The organism is Paraburkholderia sp. J67 (assembly GCF_905220265.1).
Classification (GTDB): Bacteria; Pseudomonadota; Gammaproteobacteria; order Burkholderiales; family Burkholderiaceae; genus Paraburkholderia.
The window spans coordinates 19404-38802 of the sequence record NZ_CAJMZK010000038.1 but is presented as its reverse complement, the minus strand read 5'-3'; the positions used below and the strand labels follow the sequence as shown (position 1 = coordinate 38802).

Annotated in this window: 11 protein-coding genes; 5 read left to right on the top strand and 6 right to left on the bottom strand. The window is 61.3% G+C overall.

Translation table 11 applies throughout. From position 1 onward, the window contains the following. The first annotated feature begins 32 nt into the window (after positions 1 to 32). Entirely contained in the window at positions 33 to 1262 is a 1230-nt protein-coding gene (locus U5782_RS37695; protein ID WP_322048986.1) for a DUF2252 family protein, read from the top strand. Here the strand turns inward: U5782_RS37695 and U5782_RS37690 are convergent. From U5782_RS37690 to U5782_RS37680, 3 genes are all read right to left on the bottom strand, one after another. Then, positions 1259 to 4897, bottom strand: coding sequence for a hydantoinase B/oxoprolinase family protein (locus U5782_RS37690; RefSeq protein WP_322048949.1), 3639 nt, complete (start codon positions 4895 to 4897; stop codon positions 1259 to 1261). The genes U5782_RS37695 and U5782_RS37690 overlap by 4 nt on opposite strands. Before the next feature lie 71 nt (positions 4898 to 4968). Further along, a complete protein-coding gene (locus U5782_RS37685) occupies positions 4969 to 6267 on the bottom strand; it encodes an MFS transporter (RefSeq protein WP_322048948.1) in 1299 nt (432 codons plus the stop codon). A 77-nt stretch (positions 6268 to 6344) separates the two neighbouring features. Then, positions 6345 to 7118, bottom strand: a complete 774-nt coding sequence (locus U5782_RS37680; RefSeq protein ID WP_322048947.1) for a putative hydro-lyase — start codon at positions 7116 to 7118, stop codon at positions 6345 to 6347. Between the two features lie 216 nt (positions 7119 to 7334). Here U5782_RS37680 and U5782_RS37675 point away from each other — a divergent pair, with 216 nt between their 5' ends. From U5782_RS37675 to U5782_RS37665, 3 genes are all read left to right on the top strand, one after another. Next, positions 7335 to 8267, top strand: a complete 933-nt coding sequence (locus U5782_RS37675) for a LysR family transcriptional regulator (RefSeq protein ID WP_322048946.1) — start codon at positions 7335 to 7337, stop codon at positions 8265 to 8267. 101 nt (positions 8268 to 8368) lie between these two features. Then, the gene (gene zapE, locus U5782_RS37670) at positions 8369 to 9445 is read left to right on the top strand and encodes a cell division protein ZapE (RefSeq protein ID WP_322048945.1); all 1077 of its coding nucleotides are present in this window, start codon (positions 8369 to 8371) and stop codon (positions 9443 to 9445) included. Positions 9446 to 9545: 100 nt separating this feature from the next. Further along, positions 9546 to 10136, top strand: a complete 591-nt coding sequence (locus U5782_RS37665; RefSeq protein ID WP_322048944.1) for a flavin reductase family protein — start codon at positions 9546 to 9548, stop codon at positions 10134 to 10136. 3373 nt (positions 10137 to 13509) lie between these two features. Here the strand turns inward: U5782_RS37665 and U5782_RS37660 are convergent. Together U5782_RS37660 and U5782_RS37655 are read right to left on the bottom strand one after the other, a co-directional pair. Then, complete coding sequence (locus tag U5782_RS37660; protein ID WP_322048943.1) at positions 13510 to 14505, bottom strand: ParB/RepB/Spo0J family partition protein; 996 nt, start codon at positions 14503 to 14505, stop codon at positions 13510 to 13512. After that, the gene (locus U5782_RS37655) at positions 14502 to 15710 is read right to left on the bottom strand and encodes an AAA family ATPase (RefSeq protein ID WP_322048942.1); all 1209 of its coding nucleotides are present in this window, start codon (positions 15708 to 15710) and stop codon (positions 14502 to 14504) included. The genes U5782_RS37660 and U5782_RS37655 overlap by 4 nt, the downstream gene beginning before the upstream one ends. Before the next feature lie 1326 nt (positions 15711 to 17036). Between U5782_RS37655 and U5782_RS37650 the strand changes: the two genes are divergently transcribed. Next, positions 17037 to 18416, top strand: coding sequence for a replication initiation protein (locus U5782_RS37650; RefSeq protein WP_322048941.1), 1380 nt, complete (start codon positions 17037 to 17039; stop codon positions 18414 to 18416). 290 nt (positions 18417 to 18706) lie between these two features. Here U5782_RS37650 and U5782_RS37645 read toward each other — a convergent pair whose 3' ends face one another. Next, the gene (locus U5782_RS37645) at positions 18707 to 19171 is read right to left on the bottom strand and encodes an SET domain-containing protein (RefSeq protein WP_322048940.1); all 465 of its coding nucleotides are present in this window, start codon (positions 19169 to 19171) and stop codon (positions 18707 to 18709) included. Positions 19172 to 19399 lie beyond the last annotated feature (228 nt).

Below are 19399 nucleotides of genomic sequence, written 5' to 3'. Positions count from 1 at the left end.
AAGATTCCAAGGCGACGAAAGACAGCGCACTCATCCTCGACCCGAAAGAGGCCAGACGCGCGAAGAAACTGCCCAAGCCCGCTGAGCGCCAGGCGATCCTCACCGAACAACGCCGCCTGAAAATGGCCCGCTCGCCGCACGCCTATGTGCGTGGCGCGACCGAGCAGTTCTACGAATGGATCGTCGAAGCCAATGGCGGCTCGCTGCCGCGCGGCCCGGCAATCTGGATTTGCGGCGACTGCCATACGGGCAATCTCGGCCCGATCGCGAATCAGGACGGCAAGGTCGAAGTGCATATTCGCGACCTCGATCAGACGGTGATCGGCAATCCCGCGCACGATCTGATCCGTCTCGGGCTGTCGCTGGCAACCGCGGCGCGCGGTTCGTCGCTCTCGGGCTTGACCATCGTACACATGATGGAAGCGCTCGCGGCGGGCTATGAGTCGGAGTTCGGGACGAAGCGCAAGAAGCCCGCCCTGCCCGAGCGTCCCGAGCCGGTTCATCTGGCGATGAAGCTCGCGGTGCGCCGTTCGTGGCGACATCTCGCCGAGGAGCGCATCGAAGACCTCAAGCCAACGATTCCGCTCGGCAAGCGCTTCTGGCCGCTCACGCGCGCGGAGTCAAAGGAGATTACGTCGCTGTTCGCCGACGAAGCGATCGCCAGCTTGCCAACCGGTCTGCGCGGGCGCAACGACGCGGGAGAAGTGGAGGTGCTGGACGCCGCGTACTGGGTGAAGGGCTGCAGCTCGCTCGGGCGGCTGCGCTATGCGGTGCTGCTCGATGTGGACGGCGGCGTGATCGAAGGCGACGACCTTTGTCTCATGGATATCAAGGAAGGCGTGAAAGCGGCGGCACCGCGTTACGAGGATGCGTCGATGCCGCGCGATAACGCCGAACGCGTGGTGGAAGGCGCGCGCCATCTCTCGCCGTTTCTCGGCGAGCGCATGCGCGCGGCGCGCCTGCTCGATCGCGCCGTGGTGATACGCGAGCTGCTGCCGCAGGATCTCAAGCTCGAAATCGACGAACTCGACAAGGACGAGGCGCGCAAGGTCGCGTTCTATCTCGCCGCCGTGGTGGGCAAGGCGCACGCGCGGCAGATGGATCCGCCCACGCGGCGCGGCTGGCTCGCGGAACTGCGGCGCAATCGCTCGAAGACGATCGATGCGCCGCTCTGGCTCTGGAACAGCGTGGTGCAGTTGGCGAGCAGCCACGAAGCCGGCTATCTGGAGCATTGCCGGCGCTATGCGACCGGCGTGAACTAGACGCCGGAGTGGCCGTAGCCGCCGCCTCCCGGCGTCTCGACCACGAACACATCGCCCTCGGCCATCTCCACGCTCGCGATATGGCCGAGCGACACGATCTCGCCTCCTGCGCGCTCGACACGGTTGCTCCCCGCACTGCCCGGTTTGCCGCCCGCCGCACCGAACGGCGCGTGAATGCGGTTGTTCGAGAGAATCGACGCCGTCATCGGCGCGAGGAAACGAATGCGCCGCACCGCGCCGTTGCCGCCATGCCAGCGCCCGCCTCCGCCCGACTGCGCGCGGATCAGATGCGATTCGAGCCGCACGGGATAGCGCCACTCCAGCACTTCGGGGTCGGTCAGGCGCGAGTTGGTCATATGCGTCTGCACGGCATCCACCCCGCTGAAACCGTCACCTGCGCCGCTCCCGCCCGCAATCGTTTCGTAGTACTGATACCGTGCATCGCCGAAGGTGAAGTTGTTCATCGTCCCCTGGCTCGACGCCACGATGCCGAGCGCGCCATAGAGCGCATTCGTGATCGCCGAAGACGTCTCCACGTTACCCGACACCACGGCCGCCGGGTACACGGGATTGAGCATCGAGCGCTCGGGCACCGTCACGGTAAGCGGCTTGAGGCATCCCGCGTTGAGCGGAATGTCGTCGCCCACCAGCGTGCGGAACACGTAAAGCACCGCCGCCATGCACACGGCCTTCGGCGCGTTGAAGTTGTTCGGCAATTGCGCAGAAGTACCGCTGAAGTCGATCGCCGCGCTGCGCGTGTGCGCATCCACGCGGATCGCCACCTCGATCACCGCGCCGTTGTCCAGTTCGTAGCGATATGCGCCATCCTTGAGCGCATCGATCACGCGGCGCACCGCTTCTTCCGCGTTGTCCTGTACGTGCTGCATGAAGGCGAGCACCACCTCGCGGCCGAACTGCGCGACCATGCGGCGCAACTCGTCCACGCCCTTCTGGTTCGCCGCGACCTGGGCGCGCAGATCGGCCATGTTCTGATCGATATTGCGCGCGGGATAGCGACCCGAGCCAAGTAACGCGCGCGTGTCGCGCTCGCGCAGCACGCCAGCCGAGATCAGTTGCCAGTTGTCGATCAGCACGCCCTCTTCCTCGATATGCGTCGAGGCCGCCGGCATCGAGCCGGGCGTGATGCCGCCGATATCGGCGTGATGACCACGCGAACCCACGTAAAACAAGGGGTCTTCGCTTCCATCCGCGAAAACGGGGGTGATGACCGTCACGTCGGGCAAGTGCGTGCCGCCGTGGTACGGATCGTTGAGCATGAACACGTCGCCGTCGCGCATCGCGCCGCGATTGCGTTCGATGACCGTCTTGATGCTCTCGCCCATCGACCCCAGGTGCACGGGCATATGTGGCGCGTTAGCGATGAGGTTGCCCGCCGCGTCGAAGATCGCGCACGAAAAGTCGAGGCGCTCCTTGATGTTCACCGAATAGGCCGTGTTTTGCAGACGCAAACCCATCTGCTCGGCAATCGACATAAAGAGGTTGTTGAAAATTTCGAGGCGTACGGGATCGGCTTCCGTGCCGATCGAACGACGCGTAGGCAAGGGCTGCACGCGCGTCATCACCACGTTGCCCTGCCCGGTCAGCGCGGCCTGCCAGCCGGGCTCGACCACGGTGGTGCCGTTCTTTTCCGCAATGATCGCCGGGCCGTCGAGCAGGTCGCCCGCCATGAGCGTATCGCGTTGATAGAGCGCGGCGTCGTGCCATTGGCCGCCTGAATAGAAGCGCACGCGTGCCGCCACGGCGGGGACACTGCCCGTTTCGCGCGCCGCGAGCGCGCCCGTCACAGCCTGCGCATCCGCATGGCCGATCGCTTCCACCGACGCCAGTTCCACGACGAGCGGCGTATCGGGCATCAGAAACGCGTAGCGTTGACGGTAAGCGGCTTCGAACGCTTCGCGCATCGCGGCCACACTGCCCGCGTTCACCGCGAGCGCCGAATCCGTGCCCTGATAACGCAGATGCACGCGCCGCGCCGTGCTGATGCGCGCGGCGTCCACGCCCTGCTCGCGCAGCGCACTCACTGTTTCTTGCGCAAGCGCATCGAGCGCAGCGTCGACCGTGGCGAGCGAGGTGTCTTCGAGCACGACTTCGAGCGCACGCTCGCGCATCGCTGTCTGATCGGCCAGCCCCATGCCGAAGGCCGACAACACGCCCGCGAGCGGGTGCGCGAATACGCGGCTCATGCCCAGCGCGTCGGCCACACCGCACGCGTGCTGACCGCCCGCGCCGCCGAACGTCGTTAGCACGTACTGCGAAACATCGTGACCTCGCTGCACCGAGATTTTCTTGATGGCGTTCGCCATGCTGCCGATCGCGATCTCAAGATAGCCTTCGGCGATGTCTTCCGGCGTGCGGCGCTGGCCGGTTGCAGCGAAGATGGTATCGGCCAGCGTGTTGAAGCGCGTAACCACGGCCTCACGGTCGAGCGCCTCGTTCGCGTGCGCGCCGAATACGCGCGGAAACCAGTCGGGCTGGATCTTGCCGAGCATGACGTTGCAGTCGGTCACGGTCAGCGGGCCGCCTCTGCGATATGCGCACGGGCCGGGGTTTGCGCCCGCCGAATCCGGGCCCACGCGCAAGCGCGCGCCGTCGAAGCCCAACACCGATCCGCCGCCCGCCGCGACGGTGTGGATGCTCATCATCGGCGCGCGCATGCGCACGCCCGCCACCTGGGTTTCGAACACGCGCTCGAATTCGCCGTTGAAGTGCGAGACGTCGGTGGAGGTCCCGCCCATGTCGAAGCCGATGACGCGCTCGAAGCCCGCCGCCTGCGCGGCGCGCACCATGCCGACGATGCCGCCCGCCGGACCAGAGAGAATCGCGTCCTTGCCCTCGAAGCGATCGGCACGCGTAAGGCCGCCGCTGCTCTGCATGAACTGCAGATTGACGCCGGGCATTTCGCTCGCGACCTGGCCGACGTAGCGGCGCAGGATGGGCGACAGATAGGCGTCGACCACAGTGGTGTCGCCGCGCGAGACCATCTTCATGAGTGGCGAGACTTCATGCGAGACCGACACCTGCGTGAAGCCGATACGCCGCGCGAGCGCAGCCAGTTCGCTTTCATGCGCGGTATGGCGATAGCCGTGGATCAGCACGATCGCGAGCGCGCGGATGCCTGAGTCGTAGACTTCGCGCAGCGCGGCTTCAGCACGATCCCGATCGAGTGGCGCAACGACTTGACCCTGCGCGCTCATGCGTTCGTCGATTTCGACCACGCGGTCGTAGAGCGCTACCGGCAAGGCGATGTCGAGGTCGAACAAGCGCGGCCGGTTCTGATACGCGATGCGCAGCACGTCGCGAAAGCCTCGCGTAGTCACAAGCGCAACCGCTTCGCCCTTGCGTTCGAGCAGCGCATTCGTGGCGACGGTCGTGCCCATCTTGACCATCTCCACGTCGCGCGGCGTGATCGCTTCATCGGCGCGCAGTCCCAGCAGATGACGGATGCCGGCCACGGCCGCATCGCGATACTGTTCGGGATTTTCAGACAACAGCTTGTGCGTGGTGAGCGAGCCATCGGGACGACGCGCGACGATATCGGTGAAGGTGCCTCCGCGGTCGATCCAGAACTGCCAGCGGGACGGCATGCATCCTTCGGGGGTTTGAACGTGGTTCATGGTACGGTATCTTTAAGGATAACGAAATAATGTCGATCGAATTCAGGCTCGCGACAGGCGAGCCTTGAAAATCAGGTGGATTCGAGTTCGCGGCCCCGCGTTTCGGGCAGCGTCAGCGCCGCGATGATCAACACGCCATAGGCGGCGACGGCGAACATGCCGATACTCGCGCCAAGGCCAAACTGCTTCGAGAGCGAGCCGATCAGCACCGGAAACAGCGCCCCGATCGCGCGGCCCACGTTGTAGCAGAAGCCCTGCCCCGAACCGCGCACGCGGGTCGGAAAGAGTTCGGTGAGGAACGCGCCCATGCCGGAGAAGATGCCCGAGGCGAAGAAGCCGAGCGGAAAGCCCAGCCACAACATCGACGCGTTCGTGAGCGGCAGCGAAGTGTAAGCAAAGGCGATCGCCATCGAACCCACCGCGAACAGGATGAAGTTGGGTTTGCGCCCCAGCCGGTCCGTGAGCCAGGCGCTCGACAGATAACCGACGTACGAGCCGACAATGATCATCGCGAGATAGCCGCCCGTGCCCATCACCGTGAGATGGCGCTCGGTCTTGAGGAAAGTGGGCAGCCAGGTCGTGATCGCGTAGTAGCCGCCCTGCGCACCCGTCGTCAACAGGGCTGCGCGCAGCGTGGTGGAAAGCAGCTTCGGCGCGAAGATTTCCGTGAATCGCGGCGTGTCGTTAGATTCCTTGCGGGCGGCCTTCGCCTGCTCGAATACTTCGGGCTCCTTGACATATCGGCGAATCACCAGGACCAGCAGCGCCGGAACCAGACCGATCAGGAACAGCGCGCGCCACGCAATCGCCGGGGCCATCACCGAAAACAGCACGGCATAGAGCAGCGCCGCGATACCCCAGCCGATCGCCCAGCCGGATTGCACGAGACCCACGGCCTTGCCGCGGTCGCGTGCGCGGATCACTTCGCCGATCAGCACCGCGCCCGCCGTCCATTCGCCGCCGAAGCCGAAGCCCATCAAGGCGCGGGCGGCCAGCAACTGGCCGTAGTTTTGTGCGAGCCCGCAAAGCCCTGTGAACAGCGCGAACCAGAGCACTGTGAGTTGCAGCGTGCGTACGCGTCCGATGCGGTCGGACAGGATGCCCGCGATCCAGCCCCCAAGCGCCGAAGACAGCAGCGTCAAGGTGCCGATGAAGCCCGCGTCGCCGAGTGAAATGCCCCAAGTCGCAACCAGCGTGGGGATCACGAAGGACAGCATCTGCGTGTCCATGCCGTCGAGCATATAGCCGACCTTGCAACTCCAGAACGCGCGCCGCGCGCGCGGGCCTGCTTCGGCATACCAGGAAAGCTGCGAGTCGCTTTCGTCTTCGGCGCGCTCGCCCGCGCCCGCTGCAAATGTCTTGCTGTCCATCTGTCGCTCCTGTTTCCTGACTTTTTCCGGGTTTTGCGTGGTTGCCAGACGCGTGGGGGATTCGGGCGCCGCCCGGTTTAGAACACGGCCAATGAGGCGTTCGTGATATCGGTCATCAGCATGTGACCGGGCGCATGCGCTATCGCAAGCGGCAGCTTCGCGGCCATGAGCGCCGTCTGGGGCGTGACGCCGCACGCCCAGTAGACGGGCAGCTCGCCTGGGCGAATCGTCACCGCGTCGCCGAATTCGGGGCGGGCAAGATCGGCAATGCCGAGTTCCGTGGGCTCGCCGATATGCACCGGCGCACCGTGCACGCCGGGGAAGCGGCTCGTGATCTGCACCGCGCGAATCGCGTCTGCGCCGCGCAGCGGCCGCATCGACACGACCAGTTCGCCGCCGAACACACCGGCGCGGCGATTCGCGATCTGGGTGCGATACATCGGCACATTGCGGCCCTCTTCCACGTGGCGCAGCCCGATGCCCTCGTTTGCGAGCATGTGTTCGAACGAGAATGAACAGCCGATCGCGAACACGACGAAATCGTCCTGCCACAAGGCCTCGATCGATTTCACACTTTCGCTTAGGACTCCATCTCGATAGATGTTGTACGCCGGTACATCAGTGCGAATGTCGATGTCGCGGCCCAGCATCGGCACGCGGAAGTCGCCCGGCTCGCCCACGCCCAGCAGCGGACAGGCCTTCGGATTCGCGTGGCAGAAGCGCAGAAAATCGTGCGCGAACGCGGCGGGCAGGATAGCGAGGTTGGCCTGCGCAAAGTCGCCACAATGGCCCGCGGTCGGTCCACGGAAATCGCCGTGACGAACGGCCTGGCGGAATTCATACGGAGTCATGGTTTGAGCCTGCTTCTAACGGGTGCTTGAAGATCGGAGGGTGGCTGTGCAGCGATGCGTAACGAATCGCTCACCGTTAGACGGAAGCATAGAAAAGAAGAAAATTTGACGCCAACTAGTTTTTTTAGGCTATCTTGGAAAGAATTTCTTAACAGAAATACGGGTTATCCCGAGTCACCGGGTCTTTTTTGAAGGGCTTGCCGAGCGCCTCGCATCATGAACACACGCTTTCTCGAAACCTTCGTCACGCTCGCCAAACTGCGCAGCTTTCGCACGACGGCGACCGCACTGCACGCCACGCCCGCCGCTATTTCACAGCGTCTGAAGGCGCTCGAGGATGAGTTGCAGACCGAGCTGGTCGATCGGGAAAGCCGCGAATTCCGGCTCACGCCGAATGGCGAATATCTGCTGGGCTATGCCAAAGCCGTGGTCGAGGCCACCCGCCAGTTGCAGGCCGCCGCATCGAACGAAGGCACGATGCGCGGCAAGCTGCGGCTCGGCGTGATCGAAACCGTCGTCCATAGCTGGCTCGCGGACTATATGCGGCGCCTCGCGAATGACTATCCGCAACTCGAAGTCGAGTTAGCGGTGGACGTGAGCGTCGTGTTGCAACGTCGCTTGATGGCAGGCGAACTCGATCTGATCGTGCGCGTGGAAGGAAGTGATGAGGAATCCGTAGTATGTGATGCGCTCGCGAATTATCCGGTTCACTGGATCGCGCGCGCCGGCCTGCTGCCGCTCTCACGTACTGGGCTGGCCAAGCGCGTCTTGCGTCAGCCGATTCTCACATTCGGGCGAGGAACCGCGCCGCATCGTGCACTGGAAGATATCGTCGGCAAGCTCGCGCTCGCGAACGGCGTGCCGCTTTCTGAAACGCGCATCACCGGGTCGCCTTCGATTTCAGTCATCGTGCAACTCGTGCGCGATGGTTTTGGCGTGGCCGCGATTCCGCGCCTTTTCGTCGACGAACTGATCGCGCGCGGCGAAGTGGTCGAACTGCCCTTGCAGCCCTCGCCACCGTCCATCGTGGTATCGATGTCGCGACGCACCGACGCGCCACTCTTCGTGCACGGCGCCGCAAACGCCGCGCGCGCCGCCTGTCACACCTATTGCGAGCATGGCGACCGGCGGTTAATCGAGCGCTTGTGAAGCAAGCCTCGCAGCGATGTTGGAAAGTGCGCTGGTAAACTGGCGCGTCCGTGCGTGACGAACGTGCGGCGCCTTTACCGACACTTCTTCAAAGCCTTCCCATGATCGACCCGTCCGCCATCGCCCACGCACTCGCAGAAAAAGGGATCGTCGCGGACGAAAGCCAGCAGCGGGCAATCGATGCCCTGAGCGCCCTGCTCGACGGCAATCGCGCCGACGCCGCGCGGCGCGCGCATCGCGGCGTTTACTGTCACGGCCTGCCGGGGCGCGGCAAAAGCCTGATTGTCGACACGGTCTACGCGCTCGCGTCCTGCGCGAAACGGCGCATCCATTTCCATCAGTTCATTCGCGACATCAACCGGCTCGTTGTGCAAGCGCCGCGCAGCGACGATCGGCTCGGCGATGTGTCACGCGCGTGGCTCGACGGGGTGGATCTGCTCTACTTCGACGAATTCCACGTGCACGATATCGCCGACGCGTTTCTGATCGGCCGTTTTCTGGAAACCGCGCTCGCGTGCGGTACGCGGATCGTGCTCACCTCGAACTACGAGCCGCGCCGCCTGTTGCCCGACCCCGAGTTCCACGAACGCTTCGCCCCGACCATCCAGCGTATCGAGCACCATTTCGACATCGTCGCGTTCGACGGCGCGCGCGACTATCGCGAGCAGCGTGTCGAGTCGACACAACTTCGCTACTTCGCGCCGCTCGACGACACACGCGAAGCGCTGTGGACGATCTTCGCCGGCTACGAAGCGCAGGCTGCGATCCATCCGGCCGATGTCGAAGTGGCGGGACGCTCGCTTCCGGTCACGGCTGCGGGCAAACAACTGGTGTGGGTGGATTTCGATGCGCTGTGCGGCACGCCCCGGTCGCACCTCGACTATCTCGCGCTCGCCGAGCGTTGGCGTGGCGTGATCGTCGATCGTCTGGACACTGCGATGCTTAGGCGCCGCGATGTATTGCAACGTTTCGTCTGGCTGATCGACATTCTGTACGACCGCAAACACGCACTATTCATCGCGTCGGACCAACCGGTACGCGCTGCGCTCGATGGGCTCGACGGCGCGCACGATGTGTCGCGCACCACCAGCCGGCTCGCGGAGATGCAATCGGACGGATACGTGATTGCGCTCGAGCCGGCGCATCGCTCGACCGTGTCCCAGGAAACCATCGGCTAAGGCCCGTCCGATAAGGTGCCGCGCGCCGGCACACTCCACAGCGTTTTTCCAACTGTTGTACAGTCCATCGAACCTCGACACACGATGGACTGACAACACGATGGACACCCTCTCCCGTTTCAAACCCGTTGCGCTCGAACACGCGAGCCGCCTCATCAACCATGGCCCGACCGTGCTCGTCACGAGTTCGGACGGCGCGCGCCACAACGTCATGGCCGCCGCCTGGTCGATGCCCGTCGAATTCACGCCGCCGCGCATTGCAGTGGTCATCGACAAGAAAACCTTCACACGCGAGCTGATTCACGCACGCGGCACATTCGGCATCTGCGTGCCGGGCGCAGCGGCGATGGATCTGACTTTCGCAGTCGGCAGCATCAGCGGGCGCGAAGCGGACAAGTTTGCACAGTTTGGTATCGATGCAGTGAAAGGTCCGGTGCTGGGCGTGCCGGTACTGGAGACCGGCATCGCCGCCTGGATGGAATGCAGGCTGATTCCCGAGAAGCACACTGAGGACGCGTACGACACGTGCTTTTGCGAGGTGGTGTCGGCGGCAGCGGATCCGCGCGTGTTCTCCGGCGGACATTGGGTATTCGATGACAACAACCGCGACCTGCATACGCTTCATCATCTGGGCGCAGGGAATTTTGCGCTCGCCAGCGATGCGGTGAAGGCTCGAACGCTTGCTGTGTAAGGACTTGCGGGGTATTTGGTGGGCCGGCGGCGGTGAGGGATACCGCTGCGGCTTTGCTGATCGTTAATTCTATTAACTACAAAATACGTAGTGAAATATACGAATCAGGTGATTTTCGGACTATCCGGAAGATTGCCTGCTTCAAAGCCCTACTTTTAGGGTCCGAAAACGCATCTCGCCGTGAAACATTCCTCGCCAACCCCATTTTGGTGATCGCAAGGTCTTGTCGCATAAGGATTTTACCGGTTTATTCGATTTGAGGCGAATGTTTCACGATTGCGGCGTTTGGGGATGGAAAGACGTCGTGCTTGGCGAGCAAACGCGGAAAACTGGGGGTATCTGCTGCTTCCGTAGGCATGCGGGGTTGGTGCGTGCCGGGCTTGCACGGGCACTGCCGTTATTTTGGCAGTAAGTCTGCTGCGCGGGAGTTCGTTCTGTATCTGCTAGTGATCGCGTGAAGGAATTATTTGACGGTTAGTTGCGTTTATTTTGAATTTTATTGTTCGGTGGCTTATCAGTAAAGCGAGGCTTGCTGCGGATGGAGACGGCGCTGGAATTGGGTCATCACATTGGCTCACGCCACGTCTCCTTTCTGCACTGCGTTTGATTGGCTACTTTGCGATCGACTCGCCTGCGAGCCGTCGAGCCGGACGAGGGTGAAGTGTTCTCCTTGTCGGACAATGAAAGCGGCGTTGTTTATCGACAGATCGTACAGACGCCTTGTCGCATGGATGAGCGTCGTGCCGTCTCAGCATCAAGGGCGTCGCGGCACACTCACACGGTGCCGCTCAAAGTTGGGATATCGCCCACTCCCCTGCTGACGCATCGGAAGATGCGTGCGACTGGGTAAAGCGTTTTTATCCTCGAATCCGCGGCGCGCTGCCGTCCACTGGAAAGAAGCCGACGATGAGATACACAGAGAGCGCGCTTCCCCGCGCCAACTGACTTGCTGAGACTTCGTCTCGCTGGCCGCGAGCGCCGTTTCGCATTGCGGCTGTCCCGACGGACGGTTCGCCTCGCTGACAAGTCATTCAAGCGCCTGTTCGCCGCGCACGCCGAGCGCGCACGTAGCAACCATTAGCGCCTGCGGTCGTTGATCAGAGCGGCACCGAGATCCTGGCACCTGATTCGTCTAGTCTGAAGTGATCGTCCGACGAGCAGGATCAAGTCGAGGTCCTGTGCCGTCCTGGTCAAGCCGTTGAGGCAATTCAACACGCGACTATGGCTGTCGAGTTGTTCGTCTGACGTGTGTCGACTCGACACACGTCAGACGAGCAACTCGCTTGGCGGCACGATTGAGATGCATTGTGTGACCCGATGACGTGTCGAGCTACGCGCATCACTGCCTATCAGCCGGCGCCCTGCAGTGATGTGGAGCCTGCTCCTGAGAGAGTAATCTTCGGTCTCATCGCTAGATGTGATGCTGTTGTGCTGGGATGACGTAAGCGTAGTCGCGCCCCCAGCAATGCATCGAGAGCGAACTGTGTCGACTCGACACAGCCAACTGGCCTCTCGGTCGTGCCTCGCGACATGAGCACACAGGTGAGACCGAACCGAAACCGTGCGCGACCGCTTACAGTCAGCGAGAAGCCAATCGGTAGGGCAAGCGAAACCCCGCGGGCACACTGACGTGTCGATTCGACACAACACGCCATCAGCTTGTCAGCCCGACGGCGCTCGCCAATACGACGTGAAGGCTACGAGGCAACTCGCGCGAAAGGATCAACGTCCCATGCGGGTTCGAACGACACAAGGTGTGCTCTATTCTGCGCGGCCATCTAGTCAGGTTTGTCTCGTGATTTTCCGGTAGACAACGATGCGGCATTGCATGCCCACATGCGATTGTGTCGAGTCGACACAGCCAAAGCGCTCCAGCCGCCCAAACGCGCAAGCTCCGTCATGGTGCTCAGAGAGAGCGGCGCCTCCCTTTCCGATGTCCTGGTGGCCGAATCTGGCTTCCAGCTGGGCGCCGTCTCAGAGCGTCGTGCCGTCTAGCGTTGAGAGCTCGATCTTCGGTGCAACCGTGTCGGCGCTACGACGAGGCGCTGATGATGTTTTGCGTGGGATCGGGAGACCTTCTCTCCCCCGATGTGCCTGTCATTCCCAAAGACGGCAGATGTGTCGACTCGACACGTCTGAGAGACTTAGTCTGTCTCAGGGATCGGGTCTCGGTTGCGCAACCGAGAGCAATCCTCCTTCAGCAGACCCTGCGGCACCATACATTCGGGTTATTCATCGACGCTACTGTTGCGACGCATACCATGCAACGCAGCTGACGCAGAGACGAGTTTCAGCCGACTAGCGCGTAGTCCTGAAACTCAAGGGGTACGGCTATGTGTCGACTCGACACAGGAGGCAATGGCGCAAGGCTCTGCCAACTAGGACTCCGGAACGGCGACGCGCTATCGATCAGATTTTTTGATTTTCGGGCTCGTCTGCGTCCTACACGCGGCGACTGCCGATTGCGTCGACTCGACACGCAAAGCGAGCGTACCTCCACTACCAAACCTTGCCCAGAATAATCAGGCAGAAACGATCTACGTTCGTGGTTCTCGCTCTCCCGCCATCGCCGTTTCACCACGCGAAATTGCCCTGTTGTGTCGACTCGACACACGGCGAAACTCTGCAAGGCTCTGCCGGCCAGTTAGTTGGGAAACTCACGCCCACTGCGATCAGCGTCCGTGGCACTCGATCGAGCGGCGTCGCCGCCTGCCAAGCGAGGGCACCGTCCTGTGTCGACTCGACACAGCAGACCGCCCACGGCCATGCCCCCCTACTCCGTGTGTCGGCTCGACACACGGCGAGACTATGCAAGCCTCTGCCGGCCAGTAAGTTGGAACCTCACGCCGCGCAGCGATCGGCGTCCGTGGCTCTCGATCGCGCGGCATCACCGCTTTCCAAGCGAAAGCTTCTTCTTGTGTCGAGTCGACACATCGGATCACTGCTCATGGGCTCCCCTACTCCGTGTGTCGACTCGACACACGGAGCGTCCACGCACGGCGGTGCCGGTCAATGAGCTAGAGAGCTCACACCGCAACGATCGGGGTCCGTGGCTCTCGATCGCGCCGCATCGCCACCTGCCAAGCGAGCGCATCTTCTTGTGTCGAGTCGACACATCAGATCACTGCTCATGGGCTCCCCTACTCCGTGTGTCGGCTCGACACACGGAGGGACCACGCACGGCGCTGCCGGTCAATGAGCTAGAGAACTCACACCGCAACGATCGCCGTCGGTAGCTCTCGCTCGTGCGACGCGTCCGCCTGCCACGCGAGGGCACCCTCCTGTGTCGACTCGACACAAGCTATCTCGCGGACACAAAAAAGCCCGCTTGCGCGGGCTTGATCAACCATCCAAAAAAACTAACACGCCTGGCTTAGCCTGGCTTCACATTAAACAGTTGGCTGATGAGTTCGCGAATCTGCGTCTCTTGTGCGTCCGAAAGCACACCTGTCTTGAGCTTCACCGTGAAGCTATTAGTATCCTTCGTAATGCTGCCGGCGTGGCTTTTACCCGAGAAGATCTTCTCGATACTACGCTCCGACACGCTTTGCTCGGTTTCACTACGGTTCGACTGCGCACCGATCGCCGCGGCCAGTTTCCCTTGATCGAGCGTACCGGCCACCACTGCAGGCCACAACTCGCGCGCAGCCGAAAGGCCACCTGCCCCATGCTTTTTGATCGCCGAGCAGATTTCATCCGCGGCCGAGCCACCCAGCAAGCGCGGATTCAGATCGAGATCGCGTCGAATAAAGTCCGGCAGTTTGTCGAACGAGAGAAAACGATACAGCCCCTTGCGCGACATACCGAGTGCTTCGGCCATGCGAGTTCGCGTCGGAAACTCCTGTTCCGCACGACGCAGCGACTGGCCGATCTCATAGTCCGTCAAATCCTCCCGCCCGACGTTCTCGACCAGCGCCAGCACAGCCATATCCTGATCGGAGCATTCGATCACCGACGCGCGGATTTCCTCCGCGTGCAGGATCACGTGCGCGCGAAGCCGGCGCTCTCCTGCAATCAGCTGATAACCGTGATCGGCACGACGCACGACAACCGGTTCTACCAGTCCGACTTCACGGATCGATTCGGCCAGCGAGGCCAAGCCTTCATCGCTGAACACCTTACGCGGCTGCCACGGGTTCGGCTGGATCGCGCTTACCGGCAACATCAGCTTGTCGCTACTGGTTTCAAGTTCCTGAATACGCTGCTGGGCAACGGCGAGGGCGCCGAGCATGCCTGGACCGGTCTTGAATGCGCTGCTGCGGCGCGGCTGCTCCGGTGCGGCCGGGGCCGGACGATCCGTCGTCTGTCGCTCCGACGCAGAGCCGAGTTCAGCGGTCTTGGCCGCCATCTTGTCGCGAAACGAGCTCATTTCCCGGCCCTCCATTGCTCAACATAAAGATCGTCAATCCAGCGTACATAGTCCGTGAGCGGTTGCCTCACGCGCGCAACCGTCTTGTCCGCGAGGTCTCCCTTGCTGATGTCGAACACCGTCGCCATCGCCAACGCACCGTTGCTCATCGCCGAACTCGCCGGCACTTCGACCGAACTCACCCAATCCTTATAGGTGCGCTGGACCCATGAGCGCACGACCGGCGCAGAAGATGTCTTGCCGTAGTCGACCTTCGACAGCAGCACTGAAACGAAGTCGTAGGTTTTTTCATCACCGCGCTCCATGATCGTGTGGGCGAGATCGGAAAAGAGACTCCAGAACGACACCGAACTAATGAAGTCCAGGCTCTCCGGGACCAGTGGCATCACCATCGCGTCAGCGGCCATCAGCGCATTAATGGTGAGATACGACAGCGACGGTGCCGTATCGAGAATGATGTAGTCATAGTGCTGGCGCAGCGTCTGTACGCCTTCACGCAAGAGATCCCAGAACTTGAAGCCCGGGTTCTTGATCACGGTGCCGGGAATGTGGAATTCCGCTGAGAAAAGCGTCGGGTGCGCCGGGATAACATCGAGTCCATCCCAATAGGTCGGCTGAACAAAATTCAGCAGGCCACCTTCCATCTGCGGATCGTAGATGTACGGCAGGACCGTGCTGTCCTCCGTCACCTCCTTCTCCGCGTAGAGACCGCAAAGCTCTGTCAGCGATGCTTGCGGGTCGAGGTCAATGAGCAGCACGCGACGGCCGCGGAGCGTAAGTCCTTGAGCCAGACACATCGTCGTCGTGGTCTTGGTCGAGCCGCCCTTAAAGTTCGCTACCAGAATGACCTTGCCGTCGGCGTCGCGCACGCCGGTGTGCAAGGGCGTCTGATAAATGTCCGAAACCTGCTGGACCCAGGTGCGCGCTTCGGGCAAGGTAAACACCCGGCTTCGCCCTGAACCTTGCGCCTCGCCTTGGGGCAAGCCCTCGCGGGTCGCCAGCAAATTGTTGAGCTTGATGCGATCGATGCCGCACATCTCCGCGACCTGCGCGGAAGTAAACGTCGGCGCCATCTTGCGCGGCTTCGGCGCCAGCATCATTTCCCGAAGCTCTTCTGACAGAAGACCCGCCTCTTCCGCAAACTGCGTTACCGCCGAAAGATCGACGCGCCGGTCAATTGATGGAAATTCGATAGTCTTTGCCATTAATACGCTTTTCATCGGAATTTGGATAAAGCGTAGAATACAGGAAAAGCGTATCGAAACACACTGATTGAGACCGCTTTTCGAAAAAAACGACCTTTTTATTCGCTCTACAACGGCCTCTGATGGCCTTGTCCAGCCTTTGACCTATCCCGAACGGCCAGCCCGCCCTAAGGGCGATTAAAGGCCTCTACGTTGAACTGCCTATTTTTTAGGCAAATCAACTGACCAATCCCCGTTCTCGGCGTCGCCGATCCCTCCTCAGGACTTGCTAGCCGGTCACCTAGAGGCACCCGATCATCGCTCGCCAAGGCGAGGTTACGTTTTTTGTGCACTTTTGCTGAAGAGTGCAAGTGACCTTGACCGTCAGGAACCGCAGTAACGTATTTTGTGCAATCCACCTATCGATCCGTGCGGATCACAAATGAGACGGCACAAAAACCGTTACCCATCTCCTCCCACCGGGTCGCCATTTACGCGCTTTCGCGAAAATGCACAAAAACCGTGACCACTGAAGTCCATTTCCGCGGAAATACAGCAACAGCCGCTCAAGCAGAACGGCGATTAGCCGATCAACGTCAGCCGTCACCTAGGAAAGCGCACAAAAATCGTTACCTCCCGCGCCTATCACGCTGACGGATACAGCACAACACGGTCAAAACGGCTCGTGCACATTAAACGTTACCCATTGGAGCACTACCCTTTTCTGCACAAAAACCTCTTCCGGATCGCCGTGCATGGCCGGAAGCACAAAAACCGTTACCGAATGGCTTCGAGCAAAGGGGAAATAGCGCTAATGCCTGCAGCAGTTTCACTCTGCACATTAACCGTTACCCTGCGATATCCCGCTTGCACAGAAAACGTTGCCCAACCCAAGCTCGATTTCCGGCAAGAATCCTCGCGTTTACCCTGGATTGCTCATCAAATAGGCGATTTGCTCGATTTCTGACTCATTTCGGCTCTTGTCAGCCATCAGTTCGCGAATCGTCGGTAGCCATCAAGTGCAAATTTCCACGCAAAGCGTGTTCTTGCAATCGGGGTTGGTTTGTTTATTTAAAAACTAAAAACCCACAAACCCACTAACGTAGCGATGTAAAACCTTTGATTTCAGTACCTTGAGCCTGAAAAGCACCGGTCTATGTGCAAGAAGCACTGTTTTATGTGCGCGAGAGTGCCGTTTTATGTGCAGGTGAAGGAGAGGTCTATGTGCAGTTCGGCACGGTTTTTGTGCCGACGTCGCGCACGGTCATGTTTGAGGTAACGGTTATTGTGTTGACTTGTGTAAACGGAGTGATACAGTCGCGGCCAATATCGACGGAGAGCACGCGAATGTCGGAGGACAGCGGACGCAGGACGACTACCCAGCAAATGTCGCTCGGGTTGTTCGAAGAGATGTCCGGACAGCCAATCAGCGAGAGCACGAGAGAGATCGGCTTTCAGCGCAACAACGTTTTCGTTGCCATCAACGGGCTCGGCCTGTCGTCGCGGCGTTTCATCGACGCCGCCTATTTCATCGCGGCCCAGGAACCGGTGCCGCGTGAGACCTACGACGTCGACCTCAACTACTTCAAGTGGTTGATGCGCTACGAGAGCCGCAACGTGCGCCACCTCCAGAGCGTGATCAAGGAAGCCCAGCGCGTGCTTATCGAGGTGACCGACACGCCGCCGGATCGCGCGCCCAGCGAGGAAGACCAGTGGATTTCCGAGCAACTGATGGGCAGCGTCAAGATCGGCAAGGGGCGGATCCAGTTTCGCGTTCCGCCGCTGATGCTGCGTCACATCACCGGCCCGGACAAGCATCACTGGCTCAACCTGTGTATCACCGCATCGTTTTCGCAGACTTTCGCCCGCGCGATCTACGACTACGTGCAGCCCTATGTGCTGGCCGGCCTGACCGACTGGATCGAGCTCGACGTCATGCGCCGCTGGCCGGGGAAGCTTGGCTCGAGCGCCTCGGAGTTCAAGCACTTCCGCCCGAAGTACCTCGATCCGGCCGTCAAGCAGATCAACGAGTTGTCGGATATCGATCTGAGCTACGAGACGCGCGCCGATTCGGAGACCTCGCGCAAGATCAACAAGATCCGCTTTCGCATGAAGCGCAAGGACACGGTTGCGGCGATGCTCAGCCGTCAGCCCGACGCGCACGACCTGCTGCTTACGCTCAAGGAGGAGTTCGGCCTGAGCAACAAGCAGTTCGACGTGATCGCCGAGCATCGCATGAACTGGACCGATGAGCGCATCCAGCAAGCCATCGAGTACACGCGCTTCCGCCTCAATCAGGGCAAGGTGACGAAGAGCCCGGCTGGCTACCTTATGAAGGCGCTCAGCCATAACTGGCAGGTCTCGGAGGCCGAGCGCAAGATGGTCGCGATCCAGAGCGAGCTGGCCGCGGCTGTCGACGCCGTGGAAATCGCGAAGGTGGAGAGCCATACGGCCGTGAAGCAGAGCATTGCAGCACGCGATGAAGAGGCGCGCACGCGTCGCAACGACGAAGTGCTGCGCGGTCGCGAGCACTTCGAATCGGCCGACGAGAAGACCCGCAAGGAGCTCGTGCGTCTCTACATCGCCTCGCAGGCCGGCAAGCTCATGTTGCGCCGCCTGAAGCTCGAAGCGGGTGCACTCTCGGATGCAAACATCCTCAACCATTCCGACCTGTCCTGGTACTTCGGGCAGTTCGTGTACGGCAAGCTCAAGCAGAACGGCCTGTGACGTGAGTTACGTGGCCATTGGCCGATCCAGGGCGATGAATGCATCGCCCTGGATCGATGTGAAACGCTGAGGGTCGCATAGTGTGCGAGCAGCGTGGCCATGCCGATCCACAAGCAGGAATAACGACGTTGGATCAATGACTTGGGTGATTCATCCCGGTGTGTATCCACAAACTTATCCCCGAAATCTGTGGATAACTTCGATGCTCGTCCACGGCCGCTTCGGGCCATGCCGGTGACGGATCTCCACCGAACCACCGGGACGAAAATTACCCTGTACTCCTGATCAATTCACGCCGCTACGACCGCCGTTTCCCCTGCTCCTGCACCCAGCATCGTGCCCCGGCAGCATGCGTTGCCGCAACGGCATGCGTAATCGCGCTGTGCTTCGGCGTCCACCTGCTCCTCGATCTCCAGCGCATAGTCGATGAACAGTTCCTCGCCGGGCGCGATATCGCGGATGGCTTCGATATAGACGCGCCCGTTGTCCTCGACCGCCTCACAATTCGCTGCGCACGCGTGATTGAGCCAGCGCGCACCATTGCCGCCGCGTCCGCCGTCGATCACCCGGCCATCCGAAAGCCCGAACAGAAACGTATGACCTGACACGTCGCGCCGTGCGTTCCAGCGCGCCGCCTCGCGCCATGTCGTCACCATGCCCTTGTACTGGAAGATGCGCTCTCCGGCCGCGAGCGGACAGAGCGCGAACACGCCTTTGCCATGCACCGGCGATTGCCGGACGGACACACGTTTCATGATCGTCGTAACGGGAGTGAGGGGCGATGCGGTTCGGGTCGGGTCGATGTCCAGACGTATCGACAGCCCGTGCCGGGCATGCGAGCCGAGTATAAGTCGAGAAAATAGCGGCAAGTATGACGTTTCGAATATACCGGCTTCCCCACTTTGCAGCGCGCGCTATGGCGTACTACGGCAAAACCGTTTGACGATCTTGCCCACGCAGCGTTACGATGCAAGCTCGGTTCA